This is a genomic window from Caballeronia sp., from assembly GCF_028292365.1.
In the GTDB taxonomy this organism is placed as follows: Bacteria; Pseudomonadota; Gammaproteobacteria; order Burkholderiales; family Burkholderiaceae; genus Caballeronia.
Genome location: NZ_JAQGMM010000606.1, coordinates 12,390 through 27,681 on the forward strand (window position 1 = coordinate 12,390; position 15,292 = coordinate 27,681).

Here is a 15,292-nt window from a genome sequence, read left to right on the forward strand (position 1 = left end):
CGCGTTCGTCGCTGGCCGCAACGGCTCGGCGATGCATGTCACCGCGTGACGGTACGGCCTTCATTCGCGCGGTCACGTGCGCATTCCCCAGCTCATTCCCGCGTCGATGGAAAAACTCGCTGCCGTTGAACGTATGGCTACGTAGAACAATCTCGACGATGGCCGGCGAAAGTGCGTGCCAAAAGCATCCGAATGGCCTATGAGCCCGGTTTAGGTTGCCAGGCTGCGACCGGATGACGGATGCTTCATCAGTCCCCGGCACGCTGCGATGCGATGTGATGTGATGTGATGTGACCAAGAGCTTGCCGGCCGTGGAACGCATCCTGCTTCGACGGATTACAAACCGTCAAGGTCATCATCACCATCATCGAAGCAGAGGTTTCCATGAGCACGTTGTCCACCGAGAAAATTCAGGCTGTGGTGAAAAAGGACGCCTCCTGGGTGATGGGCGCGCTCAAGAAATTTGGCGAGGATCGCTGCGCCGCCATGGCTGCGAGCATCGCGTTCTATTCCGCGTTTTCGTTGGCGCCCACGCTGGTCATGGTCATCGCCGTGGCCGGCTGGGTGTTCGGCGCAGACGCCGCGCGTGGTCAATTGTTCCATCAGGTCAATGGACTGCTTGGCGATCAGGCCGCGGCGAGCGTGCAGAGCATTGTCGAGAATGCGCACCGCAGCGGCGGCACGGGTATCGCCGCAGTGATCTCGTTCGTGTTGCTGGCGGTGGGCGCCTCCGCGACATTTTCGTCGCTCAACACCGCGCTGAATCTCGTGTGGCCCCTGACCGGCGACCAGAAATCCAGCGTATTCGCGCTGGTGCGGGTGCGGCTGATCTCGTTCGGCCTGGTGCTGGGAGTGGCCTTCCTGCTGATCGTCTCGCTAGTCCTCGATACCGCCATCCAGGCCGTGGGCACATGGCTTTGGGGTAATTCGCCCTTCGTGATCATCGGCGACATTGTTCAGTTGGTGGTCGGACTGGTGATTCTCTCGCTCGCGTTCGGGGCACTCCTGAAGTTCCTCCCCGACGGCCGGGTCCAATGGCGTGACGCACTGGTCGGCGGGTTTGTTGCCGCCATCCTCTTTTCCGTTGGCAAGAAGCTGTTTGCGTTCTACCTGACTCACGCCGGCACAGCGAACTCATTCGGCGCGGCGGGCTCGCTTGCCGTGTTGCTGATGTGGCTGTACTTCTCGGCGGCAGTCCTGCTGCTTGGCGCCGAGTTTTCAGCCGCGCGGGCACGTTTGCATGATCCCCGTGGTGCGTGGGGCCAGCAAAGCACGCGGGTCCCGCCGGGCAGCCGCGCGAAGATCGGCTCGATGCTGGCGGGCTCGACGGTTCCCGGCGCCGGCCGTGCAGATGCAGATGCGGACAACCTCAGGACTGCAAAAGCCTTTACGGTCGTGCCGGGGCGTACGCGAGCATCCATCGGACAGCGTGCTGAACGCTCGCAGCATTTGACGCAGCAGGCGCGCAAACGCGTGTCAGCATTAAGTACTGCGTTGACCCTGAGCCGCAAGCTGGCCCGCGCGGAAACCACTGCCACGCGGGTAACGGCGCAGGCCATGCTGGATTGCGGGCGCAAGGCGGTGCAGGCCAATGGCCTGGTGAAGCGGTATCCGTGGCGTGCCGTGTTGCTGGCCGGCGGCGCAGGTTTGGCGTTCGCGCTGTTATCGGGACGCGAGACGGGCCGCGAAACGGGCCGCGAAACGGGCCGCGCATCAGGACGGGAAGCGGGAAGCCGAACGGGCCGCAACTTGCCCGTGACAAACGACGAATAACGCCGGAGAGACCGGCGGCAGGTTCAAGAGCTAGATCCATCCCGAACCGGTGTGATCCGCGTGATCCGCATGATCCGTGACACGGCAGTTTTCCGTGTCAAAAGCTTGATTGCCTGAAACTTCGTCAAAATTGCATGGACCATTCGCGATGCTGAGACGCAGCGTTTCTGTTGCGATGGATGCAAGAATGACGCTTTCAATGAGTAAGAGTGTTGGTAATCCACAACGCCAGGGCTCGCCTCTGGGCGTCGTGCACTCCTTGGTGCTCTCTAGCGACTGCCCGGCGTCAACCCTCGCCGAACCATATACAGCGCTCCTCTTGCCTGCAACAGCGCTCCTCGCGGGTGCCTCCGGCATGTCTCGCTTATAACAACCCATTAGTAAAACACTAATAAAAACGCCCGTTTCGCGCTGAACCAATTGCTTTAAAAGGAACTTTCTGACGGCACCTCTGCCATCGTGCTTTCACTAGATGAATCAACGGCGGAAGCCTTGACAGGCTTGCCTTACGAGAGATCACACGGTCAGCAGGAAAGTGTCTTTTTTTTGAGACATGTTTTAATTTTTCAGTTCTTAAGTTTTGTAACGCTGCGTTATTCTCTGCGCCGGCAACAACGAATTTAATCCTAGCGTGGAGAACCTGATGAAACGTTTCGCACTGACTTCCCTTTCGCTGGCACTGCTCGGCACAGCTGGCGCGGCTCACGCGCAAAGCAGCGTGACCCTTTACGGCGTGATCGATGAGGCTGTCGCCTATGTTAACCACGCAAACGGCAACAACCGTCTGGTTGGCCTCTCTGCAGGTAACTTGTCTGGTGACCGTTGGGGCCTGAAGGGTTCGGAAGACTTGGGCGGCGGTTTGAAGGCAATTTTCCAATTGGAAAACGGCTTTAACGTGAACACGGGTGCACTGGGCCAAGGTGGTCGTCAATTCGGTCGTCAGGCATTCGTCGGTTTGACGTCGGACAAGCTCGGTACGGTCACGCTCGGTCGTCAATACGATCCGCTCGTTGACATGGTGCAAGGCATCACGGGTGACAACTACTGGGCGTCCATCGTCGGTACACCGGGCGACGTCGATAACTACGACAACAGCTCGCGTGTGAATAACGCTGTGAAGTACGTTTCGCCGAACTATGCCGGCCTGCAATTCGAAGGCATGTATGGTTTCAGCAACGGCGCCGGCACGACGGGTCAAGGCCAGACGTGGAGCGGTGCAGTTGCATATAACAACGGCCCGTTGGGCTTGGCTGCCGGTTACTACTACACGAGCAATCCGAGTGCAGGCCGTTCGGCTACGACCTGGAATAGCCCGTCGTCGGATTCGATCTTCGACAGCGCGATCAACGGTGGCTACGCCTCGGCTCACTCGATCGCCATCGCCCGTGCAGCAGCTCAGTACGCTATCGGCCCGGTAACGCTCGGCGGTTCGTACAGCAATGTGAAGTACCGTCCGGACGGTTTCTCGGCATTCTCATCGACAGAGACGTACAACATTGGCAGCGCGTTCGCGAACTACCAGCTGACGCCGGCTTTCCTGATCGGCTTGGGCTACACGTACGAGAAAGCGAGTGGCGACACGGGTGCTCATTACAACCAGGTCGGCATCGGTGCGGACTACACGATTTCCAAGCGCACGGATTTCTACGCACTCGGCGCTTACCAGAAAGCAAGCGGCACGCAAGCTACGTTCACCACGAACGCTGCTGGCCAGACGGTTCGCGTAAATCAACAAGCACAAGCATCGATCGGTTCGTTCGGCTTTAACGGTACGAGCTCGCAAGAAATGGTGCTTGTTGGTATCCGTCACAAGTTCTAAAGCCAGATTCGGCGTGCAGCGTTTCATTGCATAGCGCGCCGGTTCAGACTGCGGTTCAAAAACAGCCATCGGCTTCGCCGATGGCTGTTTTTTTATGCGTGTCGTGTGCAGCGCGCTGAGTTGCCGTGATCGCGATGCCCAGGCCGAAAATAGAAACGGCCCAATCGACTTACGCCGAAGTGAACTGCACCCCAAAAGTTGGACACCGATCCAACCTTTGGGGCGCAGTTCACGATTGGGCCGTTCTCTTGTCCAGCTTACCCATCTTGCCGAGGCCGTAGAGCCTCTGCAATATCCAGACGCACTCAATGCTGCGACCGCTCGCTCCCGGGCTGCATCAGCGTCTGAAACGGCGGCGCTGACGTATCGGGTTCTGCGCGCAGGTCGCTGCCTGTCACGCGCGGCACGTTCGATACCGTTTCGCGCGCCCGCAGCGGCACATTGGCGGGATCGGCCCAGGTCGGATTCGGGATTTCCCCGAAAATCTGCCGCAACCGGTCACCCCACGTGCGATGAATCATCTGGAAATACTGGTTGTCGTTATCGATCGTGGAGAACCGCGTGACTTGCAACGCGTCCTTCTCATACACGAGCAAGTCGAGCGGCAATCCCACCGACAAATTGGAGCGCAACGTGGAGTCCATCGACACGAGCGCGCATTTCGCCACTTCGTCCAGCGGCGTGGACGGCGTGACAACGCGATCGATGATCGGCTTGCCATACTTCGATTCACCAATCTGAAAATACGGGCTGACCGGCGACGACTCCACGAAGTTACCCGCTGAATAGATCATGAACAGGCGTGTATTCGCGCCGCGGATCTGGCCGCCGAGAATAAAGCTGCAATTGAAGTCGACGCTGAATTCCGCGAGCGTGGCTGCATCTCGCCGATGTACCTCGCGCACCGCATCACCTACCAGCCGCGCCGCTTCCGCCATGGTGGCGACGTTGTACAGCGTGGTTTTGTCTTCGGGCGCCGGTTCCGACAGCAGTTGCATGACCGCCTGAGTCAGCGCTAGGTTGCCCGCCGCGAGGAGCACGAGGACGCGGTCACCGGGCTGTTCGAAGACCGCCATCTTGCGAGCTGCACTCACATGGTCGACCCCGGCATTCGTGCGGGTGTCGGACAGGAACACCAGTCCCTCGTCGACGCGCATTGCCACGCAATAAGTCATGCGTCCAATTCCTGAAAGAAGCAAATTCGTATTGTAGTCGGGTATTCGTCCGGACTGGACTGATTGCGGGGGACTCGTGGCCCAGGCACCATCGCCCGGCAAACGCGACGGTTTCGCGCCACATCGGGCCAAGGGCGGCAAACCAGGCCGCGCCGCCTCACCTTCTACGAGTTATAGGCAAGGGGGCGCGCGGCTTGAATATCACGGCGCCGGAGGAATACGTGCGCCGGGTCGTGACGTGACGTGCGTGTCGTATTGCTTCGCTCAGCTCACTGGTCGGCCGTGGCCTGCACTGAAACGTCCACGCTCATGCGCTCTTCCTTGCCGCCCACGCGTGAACCGCGCACGGGCGCGGCCGCTTCATAGTCGCGTGCTACCGCGAGCCGGCAGTACCGGCCGCTGGCGAACGCCGCGTGCGTGACGTCCACCGACACCCAGCCGTCGTCGATCCACACATCCACCCAGGCGTGGCTCGCGGCGTGCGGGACATCGCCCGGATCGATATAACCGCTCACATAGCGCGCCGGCAGACCCCGGGCGCGGCAACACGCCAACATGATGTGAGCGTGATCCTGGCACACGCCATTGCCAAGTTGCAGCGCCTGGGCGGCGGTGCTCGTGACCTCGGTGACACCCGCCTTGAACTGCACCTTCGCTTCGATATTCTCCGCCAGCGCAATCAGTGCCGACGGTGAATCGAGCTTCGCCACCGAGTTCGCGAGTTCGCGGATCACGGCGTCCGGCTCGGTCAGCGCGGTCGCGCAAGTGTAGTGCTGGAGCGGAATCCGGCCGGGACCGTCGTTGAGGCGGCCGCCGTCGAGCAACGTGGTTTCCACCTGTCCGGTCACGGAAAGATGGATCTCCATATGCGGTTTCGTCAGCACCAGCGTGTGCAACGTATTGGAGTAGGCGTCGCGGGTGACGTCGAGCTTGCCCACGGTGTCAATATTCCAGCGCCGCACCATCTGCGCCGAGCCATTGGCGGGCGTCATGCGCAGTTGCTGGATGGAGTACTGCACCGGCACCGCGTAACGGTAGCTTGTGTGATGACGAATGGTCAGAAGCATGATGGTTCCCAGGGCGGATGCAATACGAATGCGTTCAGGCGAGAGGCAACATGAGGAAGGTGCGCATCACGCGAACACCGAGCTCATCGACCCGTTTCAGGAATTGCGTCAGATAGGCGTGCACTCCGGTTTCGAGTATCTGGCGGATATCCATGTACAGCACATCCGCGCGCAGCTTGCCGGCGAAACGTTCGCACTCGTTCGAGCCGTCGGTACGCAACTTGTCGAGCGTCGCGCAAACCCCATCCAACGACGCCAGCAGCGAGCGTGGCATCTGCGAGTTAAGGATCAGCAACTCCACCACCCGCGAGGGCGTCACGACATCGCGATACACCTTCCGGTAAATCTCCAGCGCGGACACCGAACTCAGGATGGAGGTCCAGTAGTAGAAGTCTTCCAGTTGACGCGCCGCTTCACGCGAGTTCGGTTCGGCATCGGCGAAACGCACGTCCAGGATCCGCGCCGTGTTGTCCGCGCGTTCCAGGTACATGCCAAGCTGGATGAACCAGAAGGCGTCGTCCTGAAGCGCGGTGCCAACCATCACGCCCCGACACAAATTCGAGCGATATTTGACCCATTCGAACAGCATGTCCGGGCTTTTTTCGAGCTCGCCCGCGGCGAGTTTCTCGCCGAATTCAAGCCATGTGAAATTGATGGTCTCCCACGCTTCCGTGGTCAGCGTTCCACGCACGGCACGCGCGTTTTCGCGCGCCGCGTGCAGACAGGAATTGATGCTCGACGGATTGCCGGTATCGGCGACCATGAAGTGCAGCATGTCCTCGCGCGAATCCGAGCCCGGGAAACGCTCCTCGAATTTCGATTCGAGCTCCGAAATTCGCAGTACCGAGCGTTGTGCACGGGCTGCCTGATCCGGCGTCTGCGGCAGTAGCATGCCCTTCAGGTTGATATCAAGCATGCGGGCGGTATTTTCCGCACGCTCCATGTAGCGAGCCATCCAGAAAAGGTGATCGGCTGTGCGGCTTAGCATCATGATGGCGTTCCGTTGTTGTGTGGCCCGCGCGGGCGCAGTGCTTGGAAGCGCGCCCCGTTGCGAACAATCCTGGTGGGTGCTTAGTCCACCATCCAGGTGTCTTTCGTGCCGCCGCCCTGCGACGAATTCACGACGAGAGAACCCTCCTTCAACGCCACGCGAGTCAGGCCGCCGGCGGCCATCGTCACTTCTTTACCCGACAGCACGAACGGCCGCAAGTCGATATGGCGCGGCGCGATACCCGACTCCACGAAGGTCGGGCACGCGGAAAGCGCCAAGGTAGGCTGGGCGATATAACCATCCGGCCGCGCAATCAGTCGTTCGCGGAACGCCTCGATTTCCGCTTTCGTCGATGCCGGTCCGACCAGCATGCCGTAACCGCCCGCGCCGTGAACTTCTTTCACGACCAGTTCGGGCAGATGCGCGAGCGTGTAGGCGAGATCGTCCGGCTTGCGGCACTGGAATGTGGGCACGTTGTTCAGGATCGGCGTTTCGCCAAGGTAGAACTCGATCATGTCCGGGACGAACGGATAGATGGATTTATCGTCCGCTATACCTGTGCCCATCGCATTCGCCAATGCCACCCGGCCAGCACGATACGACGTCAGCAGCCCCGGCACGCCGAGCGCGGAGTCCGTGCGGAACGCGAGCGGGTCCATGAAGTCATCGTCGAGCCGCCGATAGATCACATCGACGCGTTTCGGCCCTTGCGTCGTGCGCATGAACACGTAGTTTTCATCGACGAAGAGATCCTTGCCCTCCACCAGCTCCACGCCCATTTGCTGCGCGAGGAACGAGTGCTCGAAGTACGCCGAGTTGTACATGCCGGGCGTGAGCACCACCACGTTGGGGTCATCCACGCCGGCTGGCGCGATCGAGCGCAAGGTTTCGAGCAGCAGATCCGGATAGTGCGCGACCGGCGCGATGCGGTTCTGCACGAACAATTCGGGGAAGAGCCGCATCATCATCTTGCGGTTTTCGAGCATGTACGACACGCCCGAAGGCACCCGAAGGTTATCTTCAAGTACGTAGAACTCGCCCGCGTCCCCTGCGCGCACCACGTCCACGCCGGCCACGTGCGCGTAGACGTCGAGCGGCACGGACACACCTTGCATCTCGGGGCGATATTGCGCGTTCGTGTACACCTGTTCAGCGGGAATCTTCCCTGCCCGGACGATGTCGTGATCGTGATAGACGTCGCGGATGAACATATTCAGCGCACGGACCCGCTGTCGAAGACCGGCTTCCAGCTTGCGCCATTCGTCGCCGGGGATGATCCGCGGAATCATGTCGAAGGGAATCAGGCGCTCAGTGCCCGATAAATCACCGTTCACGGCAAACGTGATGCCGACACGCCTGAACAGCAGATCGGCTTCCGCGCGCTTGCGTGCGATGGTTTCGGGGCTTTGAGTCGAAAGCCACCGGGAGAAACGTGCGTAATGCGCTCGCACGGTTTCCTCGTGACGCATTTCGTCGTAGATCTGCATCTTGCGTCCTTTTTTGATCGCGGCCTGCTGCCGCCTGTGCGTGGAAATGCCGGCTCTATATCGAGCGCGATACCGCCCTCGATATCGCTCTTCAAGCCGGGCCACGCCTGTCCGACGCTTCGGTAGTTTCAGTATCTACAATTAAGCAACAGGCGTGCCATTTTTTCTACTACTTGTTTTTACTCATTGTTTTGGCGGGTTAGCTGGAAGTTTGCTTCAAATAAGTGCGAAGCGGTGAGCCGGGGTGGTTGATGGGGACGAGAGAGCGCCCGATTTTGGTGCGAAAGGGGGCATCCGGTCATGGTCTGCAGGCGTCAGCGGTCTTCTCTTTAACTCTCTTTAACTATTAGCCGCCTCCGCGTCCCCCTGCCATCCCCCGCCCAACGCCTTATAGACAGCGATCAGATCCGTCGTCACGCTAACCGTCGATTGGGCCAATTGTTGCCGCGTCTCGGCCAACTGACGTTCGGCATCCAGAACGTTAATGAACGTCACCAAGCCCTTGCGATAGCTATCCGTCGCAAGCTGCAAACTGATCCGGTTCGCCTCCACCGTACGCGTCAGCGCCTCGCGACGGTCCTGGTCCGTCCGGTACGACACCAGCGCGTTATCGACGTCCTGCAGCGCCTTCAGCACCGTCGAGCGATACTGCAGCGCCGCCTGCCCCGCCTGCGCCTTCGCTATCCGCACGTTCGCCCGCAACGCTCCGCCTTCGAATATCGGCAGGGAAATACTCGGGCCAACCGTCCAGAAAAGACTCGACCAGCGTGCAAGATATTTCGCCTCGGTGGCCCGCGTACCTACATTCCCCGTCAACGATACATCCGGGTACATTTGCGCCACGGCCACGCCAATCTCAGCGGTGGCCGCGTGCAAATCGCTCTCCGCACGGCGAATGTCCGGACGCCGCCGCGCCAGCGTAGACGGCAAACCAATCGGCACGCTCGGCGGCACCGGCGGCACAGCCCCCTGCACTTCCAACTCCGCATCGAGCGTCCCCGGCGCATTCCCGGTCAAGACGGCGAGGCCGTTCATTGCCTGCGCAATCTGTGCATCGAATTGCGGTAGCTGGGCCTGCAGCGACCCCACCTGCGCCGTCGCGCTCTGCACGTCGCTCTGGCTCGTCAGCCCCACACGCGCCTGCTCACGCGTCAGGTCAAGTATCCGCTGCTCCGAGTCGATCTCAGCCAACGTGATCTGCTTCAGTAGCTGCGCCCCGCGCAGTTGCGAATAAGTCTGTGCAACTTCCGCCTCGAGCGAGACGAGGGCGTCGTTGCGATTCTCGAATGCCGACTCCGTCTGCGCGTTCGCCGACTCTACCGAGCGCCGCACACGCCCGAACAGATCGAGTTCCCACGAGGCATCGAAACCATCCTGGAAGAGGTTGACCGGCGCCGTCAAGGAATTCAGGGCGCCGGCCACGCCCGCACTGTTGGGCCCAAGCGCGTTGACCTTGTCGTACACACCCTGCGATTGCAGCAAGCCCTTCAAGCCCAGTTGCTCACGCTTATAGCTCGCGTTCGCGCTGAGTTGGGGCAGCCCCTGCGCGCCCGATACCACCGCCTGTTCGCGCGCCGCCGTAATGCGCAGCACCGCACTCTGCAAATCCAGATTGCCCGCCGCCGCGCGGTCGATCAGCGAGTCCAGCGTGGCGTCGTTGAATTGCCGCCACCAGCGTGGATCGGGATCGGCGTTGGTGTCTACCACCGACGGCGCGCTCGCATGGGGAAAACGCATGTCGTCGGGCGGGGTCTGCGGGTTTTGCGCGCGCTGCAAATCGCGCCAGTTGTCCGGGGCTTTCGCGTCGGGCGGCGTGAAATTCGGACCGACTGAACACGCGCCGGCCAGCATCGAAAGCAGCAAGGGAATCAAGCGTTTGCGCATCTCAATGCCCTCCTCCGCCACCCGAAGCCTTCACCGGCGAAAAGAAAAATGTGACCGGCACGAAGCACAACGCGAAGATCGCCACCGCGCCAAATACGTCAAGGTAAGCCAGGATCGTGGACTGCGAAATGAACTGCTTGTACATCAGTCCGGTCGCGGTAGTCATGGCCTGCTGCAGCGTCTGGCCCATGTCCATCAGCGTGTGCGTGAGACGTTGTATGGAGTCGTTGTAGTTCGGGTTCAACGGCGTCATGTGCACGGACATGTGCGCCATGTTCGCCTGCGTGCGCTCCACGATCGCGGCGGTCGCAAGCGAAATCCCTATCGATCCCGCCACGTTGCGGAACATCGTGAATAACGCGGAAGCGTCCGCATTCTCCGACGCCTTCAGCGTCAAATACGCCAGCGTGGTGATGGGGACGAACAGGAAAGCAATGGCGATGGATTGCGAACTTCGCATGATCGTCAGCGTCTTGAAGTCGATGTTCGGCACCAGGTGATGCGTATAAAACAGCGCACACGCCATCAGGAAAAAGCCGAAGCCGACCAGGAAGCGGGTTTGTATGATCGGCATCAGCTTGCTGACCACTGGAATGATGGCCACGATCATCATCGCGCCGGGCGACAACACGAGGCCCGCGAGCGTCGCGGTATAACCCAGTTGCTGCTGGGCAAGCTGAGGCACGAGCACTGCGCTGCCATAGAGGATCGCGGCGAAACCCACCATGCATACCGAGCCCAACGCAAAATTCTTGTCCTTCAATACGCGCAGGTCGACCACCGGTTTCTTCGCGTAAAGCAGCCAGAAGATCGCACCCACTATGCCGATCAACGAAAGAATCGCGAAGGTCGTGATGAAGCCGGACTTGAACCAATCGTCGTCCTCGCCGCGATCGAGGAACACTTGCAGGCAACCGAGACCCAGCGCAATCAAGCCAATGCCGACGAAATCGAGGCCCAGTTCCTTGCGGTCCCTTTTCTTCTCCCAGGGCGGATCTTCAACAAACTCCATCACGGCGATGGTCGTAATCACGCCGATCGGCACGTTGATCAGGAACACCCAGCGCCACGTGAGGTTGTCGGTAATCCAGCCGCCGAGCGTCGGCCCGATCACCGGCGCCACCACGATCGCTATGGCCGAAATCGAGAACGCACGGCCGCGCTGCTCGGGCGGAAAGGTATCGAGGATGATGGACTGCTGGTTCGGCTGCAAGCCACCGCCGAAGAAGCCTTGCAAGATCCGGAACACAATCAGTTGCCACAGGTCGGTGGCGAGACCGCACAACAGCGAACAGACCGTGAATGCACCGATGCAAATCAGGAAATATCGCTTACGTCCCAGCAGTTTCGAGAAAAATGCGGAGATGGGAAGCACAATGCCGTTCGAGACAAGATACGCGGTCAGCGTCCAGGTGGCTTCGTCGTAGCTCGCGGACATCGCACCCGAAATGTGCGGCAGCGCGACGTTCACAATGGTCGTGTCGAGCACTTCCATGAACGCCGCGAGCGTGACCACCACGGCAATCAGCCAGGGGTTGGACCTCGGTTTCCAGCCGGCGTGATCGCTCATTTGAACATCACCTTCGGAACCACGGAGAGTCCGAGCGGCAGCGGAAGATCGGGCTGCAATCCGCTATCGATAAGAATCTTTACCGGCACGCGCTGCACGATCTTCACGAAGTTGCCGGTGGCGTTCTCAGCGGGGAAAGCCGAGAAGCGCGAGCCGCTGCCAAGCTGGATACTGTCCACGTGGCCGTGCAGCTTCAGGTTGGGATAAGCGTCGACGGAAACATCCACCGAATCACCGGGACGCATGCGCTCGAGTTGCGACTCCTTGAAGTTGGCCGTGACCCAGACGGTAGTGGTCACCAGTGAAAATATCGACGTGCCCGCCTGCAGGAACGTGCCGTACTGCACGTTGCGCTTGGTGACCCAGCCGTCCGCAGGCGCTCGCATCTCCGTGTAAGACAGGTTCAATGCAGCCGCTTCCACCTGGGCCTCGGCTTGGCGGACATCCTGCCGGCGTTCCTCCACCGTGGCCTGCGCCTGGCTGATTTGCTGCGGCACGAGGCTCGCGGTTTTCACTTGTGCCTGTGCTTGCGCGACGTTGGCCAGCGCGCTCTTTTGCTGGGCCGTCGCGGTGTCGATATTTTGCTGCGATGTCGCCCGGACATCGACCGCGCGCTGCCGTTCGTAAGCCGCGCGGGTCTGCACCAGGTTCGCTTGCGCGCTTTGTTCCTGAGCTTTCGCCTGGGTCAGCTGGGCTGGGTATTGCACGCGGGCAATACCCAGTTGAACCTGAGCCGCATTGAGTTGCGCCTGCGCCTGGCCGAGTTGGGCGTTTGCCTGATCCAGTTGAGCCTGATAGTCGCGAGGATCGATCTTGATCAGCAGGTCGCCCTTGTGGACGAACTTGTTGTCGCCCAGGTTCATGACCACGACGTAACCCGAGACCTTCGGTGCGATTGTCACGGCATCGCCATCGGTGTAGGCGTCGTCGGTACTGACCTGATTGCGGGTCGCGAACCACCAGATCAATCCGCCCAGGATCAGGAGCAACACGACGACGGCCAGGATGATCAGCGGCGTTTTGCCCGGACCTTTCTTTTGCCCGTTGGACTTATCGTCGGACTTGCCTTCGCCGCCGTTTTTATCGCTATCGTTTTTTCTCTCGCCGGGCTTCGAATCGTCCACGGCTTTGTCTGCGTCATGATCAGGTCGTTCGTCTTGATCTGGCATCAGGCCCTCTCTCACTCATTGAAACGCGGAATGGCACAGGCGTGTCCGGCCACTCCCCAGGTCGCAGGTCGACAGAATGGGAATCTCTTGCTCTAGAACTTCGTTCTTCTACGCGTACATCGGGTCAGCGTAAGGGCACAGCTTAAGCAAACCACGTGCCGTTACTATCGGATGACGGATGAGCCGCTTTCAGTTTGTTTTCAGAGGGTTATGCCGACATACAAGCGCGTCTACCTTGGCGGGCGGCATAAGCGTTGTTATCGCGCTGTCCATGTTGCGGCGTGAAAACCGTACGGGTTCCAAGCCTTATATGCTTGGCTAGACACACGGCCTCAATGTGCGCGTCGCAGGTAAATGACCGCGTAAATGTGACATTGACAGCGCGTTTCCTACCCGCGCTTCTATCCGGCATCGGTGTTGCTTCTCATCTCGAACGCCCATCCGCCGTGCTTCGTGCAAGTTCGAAAATCACCCGGGCTTTGTTAATAGGATCGCAACTTTTCTTCGAAGGATCTCGTCATGCTGACTGACCAGGAAATTGCATTGCTTCAAGACGTGGTGCCGCGGCTTCTCAGCGAAGCGAAAACGGCTTCTCCCGATAACGACAATTTCATCTTCACCATGGAACTCGAAACGCATCTTCAGCCCGGGCTTCGCATACGCGCGCCGGAGTCTTCCATCGATTCCACCCCGCCGTTTCCTCTGAATCTGTTCGTCGGCATCCCCATAGGTGAACTGCGGACGCTTGCTCACGCCAATCCCGCTCAACGCGATCGGCTCATCGCGCACTTCGGCGCGACCTTCTCGCCTCGTCTCCTGCGCGCGATTCACCACTTCGATGCGCATACCATCGACTATGAAGCGGGCTGCCAAAGCGAACCCGGTACGTCGACGGTGATCCTCGAAGACTCGGTCTGAGCAGTACCGCGCGCTACGCTTAGGGCTGCAAGAACCCGGAGCAGAGTGCGAACAGAATCGCTGTTTACACGTCATCCATCATGCTCGGACGTCGCCGCCGTCCAATCCCGCCTCCGAAGAAACAGGCAAAAAAATGGCCGATTCCCTCGCGGAAACCGGCCATTTTTTTTCGACTACGGTTCGCCTCTACTCCTGCGCTGCCATAGTCCTTCGATGCTGTTCCGTCAGCTTACGCTGCGGCGTCCTTCAACTTCTTCAACGCACGTGCCTTGATGCGCACGCTCGCCGGCTTTGCATCGAACCAACGGTCTTCGCCCGAGAACGGGTCCTTGCCGAAGCGCCTTTTCTTCGCCGGCACGACTTGCGCCGAAATCTTCAAGAGGCCCGACAGCGTGAACTCGCCTGCGCCCTTCTTGTGAACCGCACCGAGGATGGTGTCCTCAAGTGCCGACAGGACGGCCTTTACCGCTTTCAGGTCGACAGTCGCACGGTCCGACAGATGCGCGGCGAGCGATGCCTTCGTGAACGTGTCCTTGATCGGCGACAGCGTTGCCGTCGTCTTCACAGCTGCTTTCTTCGCCACAGTAGCCGGCGTCGATGCAGCCTTCTTGGCAGCGACCTTCTTGACGGGCGCTGCTGCAGTCTTCGTTGCAGCCTTGGGAGCAGCTTTGGTCGCAGCTTTCTTGGCAGCGGTTTTTGCGGAAGTCGGCATGTTTCTCCTACCTGTTGAGGTCAGTGTTTTTAGAATACGGTCGCGTGAATGCATCCGCATCAACGCCGGATTCTACAAGCGCCATTGAACTTCGTGCGAGTCTTTTTGTGTTTCTGAGCCTTTTTTTAAGGGGTTTTCGTTACAAGCGTCTTTTTTAAGGCGACAAGGATAGCTGCGCGATCAACGGATAGTGGTCCGATGCCACCCTCGCGAAGCGAACTTCGATGCGCATCCACCCGTGCAAGATGCCCGCCCGGATGCACTCAGACGCGGTCCAAAGCGAACGACGGACAAGCGTGTTGGAGAGGTTCGTGAAAGCGTGCGCGGTAGAAATGCGAGGTCAGCCGGCGCCGCGTTTGGCCGTAAATAAACCACTCGTAGAGGTCGCCGGGCAGGATCACCGGCATGGCCGGGGTATCGAAACTTTGCAACACTTGATCGACCTGTACCCGTCTTTCACACGATGCCAGCCCTGGATTCGTTGCGACAACACGCCACGTCTCAGCACCGAAATCGATGTCCGTCATCCAGCGCGCCCGCGGCTCGCGGCTCCTGAACGACAGGTCGAGCGTGCGGACCGCGCATACCGGAAAGCGCATCAACACCGCATTGCCGTAGCGTCGCGCCGGTGTATCGAGAGTGGGGTCGGCGACTGCCTGAAGGCCAGTCATGCGCTGTAATATCGCCAGAGCATCGGGCGCGGTGCTGTCTCCAATCGGCACCTGCT

General features: G+C 59.9%; 11 protein-coding genes and 1 pseudogene. 3 read left to right on the top strand and 9 right to left on the bottom strand.

Translation table 11 applies throughout. The annotated features are described in order from the left end of the window. The first annotated feature begins 384 nt into the window (after positions 1-384). Complete coding sequence (locus JWR14_RS35550) at positions 385-1,773, top strand: YihY/virulence factor BrkB family protein (protein WP_299718871.1); 1,389 nt, start codon at positions 385-387, stop codon at positions 1,771-1,773. Between the two features lie 643 nt (positions 1,774-2,416). Then, positions 2,417-3,592, top strand: a complete 1,176-nt coding sequence (locus JWR14_RS35555) for a porin (protein ID WP_299718873.1) — start codon at positions 2,417-2,419, stop codon at positions 3,590-3,592. 305 nt (positions 3,593-3,897) lie between these two features. Here the strand turns inward: JWR14_RS35555 and JWR14_RS35560 are convergent, their stop codons facing one another. From JWR14_RS35560 to JWR14_RS35590, 7 genes are all read right to left on the bottom strand, one after another. Then, positions 3,898-4,767 carry a proteasome-type protease gene (locus tag JWR14_RS35560; RefSeq protein ID WP_299718875.1) on the bottom strand — a complete coding sequence of 290 codons (870 nt, stop codon included), beginning with the start codon at positions 4,765-4,767 and terminating at the stop codon, positions 3,898-3,900. A 269-nt stretch (positions 4,768-5,036) separates the two neighbouring features. After that, a complete protein-coding gene (locus JWR14_RS35565; RefSeq protein WP_299718877.1) occupies positions 5,037-5,834 on the bottom strand; it encodes a transglutaminase family protein in 798 nt (265 codons plus the stop codon). A gap of 34 nt (positions 5,835-5,868) precedes the next feature. Next, positions 5,869-6,822, bottom strand: a complete 954-nt coding sequence (locus tag JWR14_RS35570) for an alpha-E domain-containing protein (protein WP_299718893.1) — start codon at positions 6,820-6,822, stop codon at positions 5,869-5,871. 83 nt (positions 6,823-6,905) lie between these two features. Beyond that, the gene (locus tag JWR14_RS35575; RefSeq protein ID WP_299718879.1) at positions 6,906-8,312 is read right to left on the bottom strand and encodes a circularly permuted type 2 ATP-grasp protein; all 1,407 of its coding nucleotides are present in this window, start codon (positions 8,310-8,312) and stop codon (positions 6,906-6,908) included. A 339-nt stretch (positions 8,313-8,651) separates the two neighbouring features. Next, the gene (locus JWR14_RS35580) at positions 8,652-10,196 is read right to left on the bottom strand and encodes an efflux transporter outer membrane subunit (RefSeq protein WP_299718882.1); all 1,545 of its coding nucleotides are present in this window, start codon (positions 10,194-10,196) and stop codon (positions 8,652-8,654) included. A gap of 1 nt (position 10,197) precedes the next feature. Beyond that, positions 10,198-11,766 carry a DHA2 family efflux MFS transporter permease subunit gene (locus JWR14_RS35585; protein ID WP_299718884.1) on the bottom strand — a complete coding sequence of 523 codons (1,569 nt, stop codon included), beginning with the start codon at positions 11,764-11,766 and terminating at the stop codon, positions 10,198-10,200. Further along, a complete protein-coding gene (locus JWR14_RS35590) occupies positions 11,763-12,890 on the bottom strand; it encodes an HlyD family secretion protein (protein ID WP_299718887.1) in 1,128 nt (375 codons plus the stop codon). Before JWR14_RS35590 ends, JWR14_RS35585 begins: the two co-directional genes overlap by 4 nt. A gap of 564 nt (positions 12,891-13,454) precedes the next feature. On the opposite strand from JWR14_RS35590, the gene JWR14_RS35595 reads away from it, so the two are divergent. Then, positions 13,455-13,853 carry a hypothetical protein gene (locus JWR14_RS35595; RefSeq protein ID WP_299718889.1) on the top strand — a complete coding sequence of 133 codons (399 nt, stop codon included), beginning with the start codon at positions 13,455-13,457 and terminating at the stop codon, positions 13,851-13,853. Between the two features lie 229 nt (positions 13,854-14,082). Here the strand turns inward: JWR14_RS35595 and JWR14_RS35600 are convergent, their stop codons facing one another. Further along, a complete protein-coding gene (locus JWR14_RS35600; protein WP_299718891.1) occupies positions 14,083-14,565 on the bottom strand; it encodes an HU family DNA-binding protein in 483 nt (160 codons plus the stop codon). A gap of 263 nt (positions 14,566-14,828) precedes the next feature. Beyond that, a pseudogene (locus JWR14_RS35605) lies at positions 14,829-15,292 on the bottom strand (endonuclease); the annotation flags it as partial.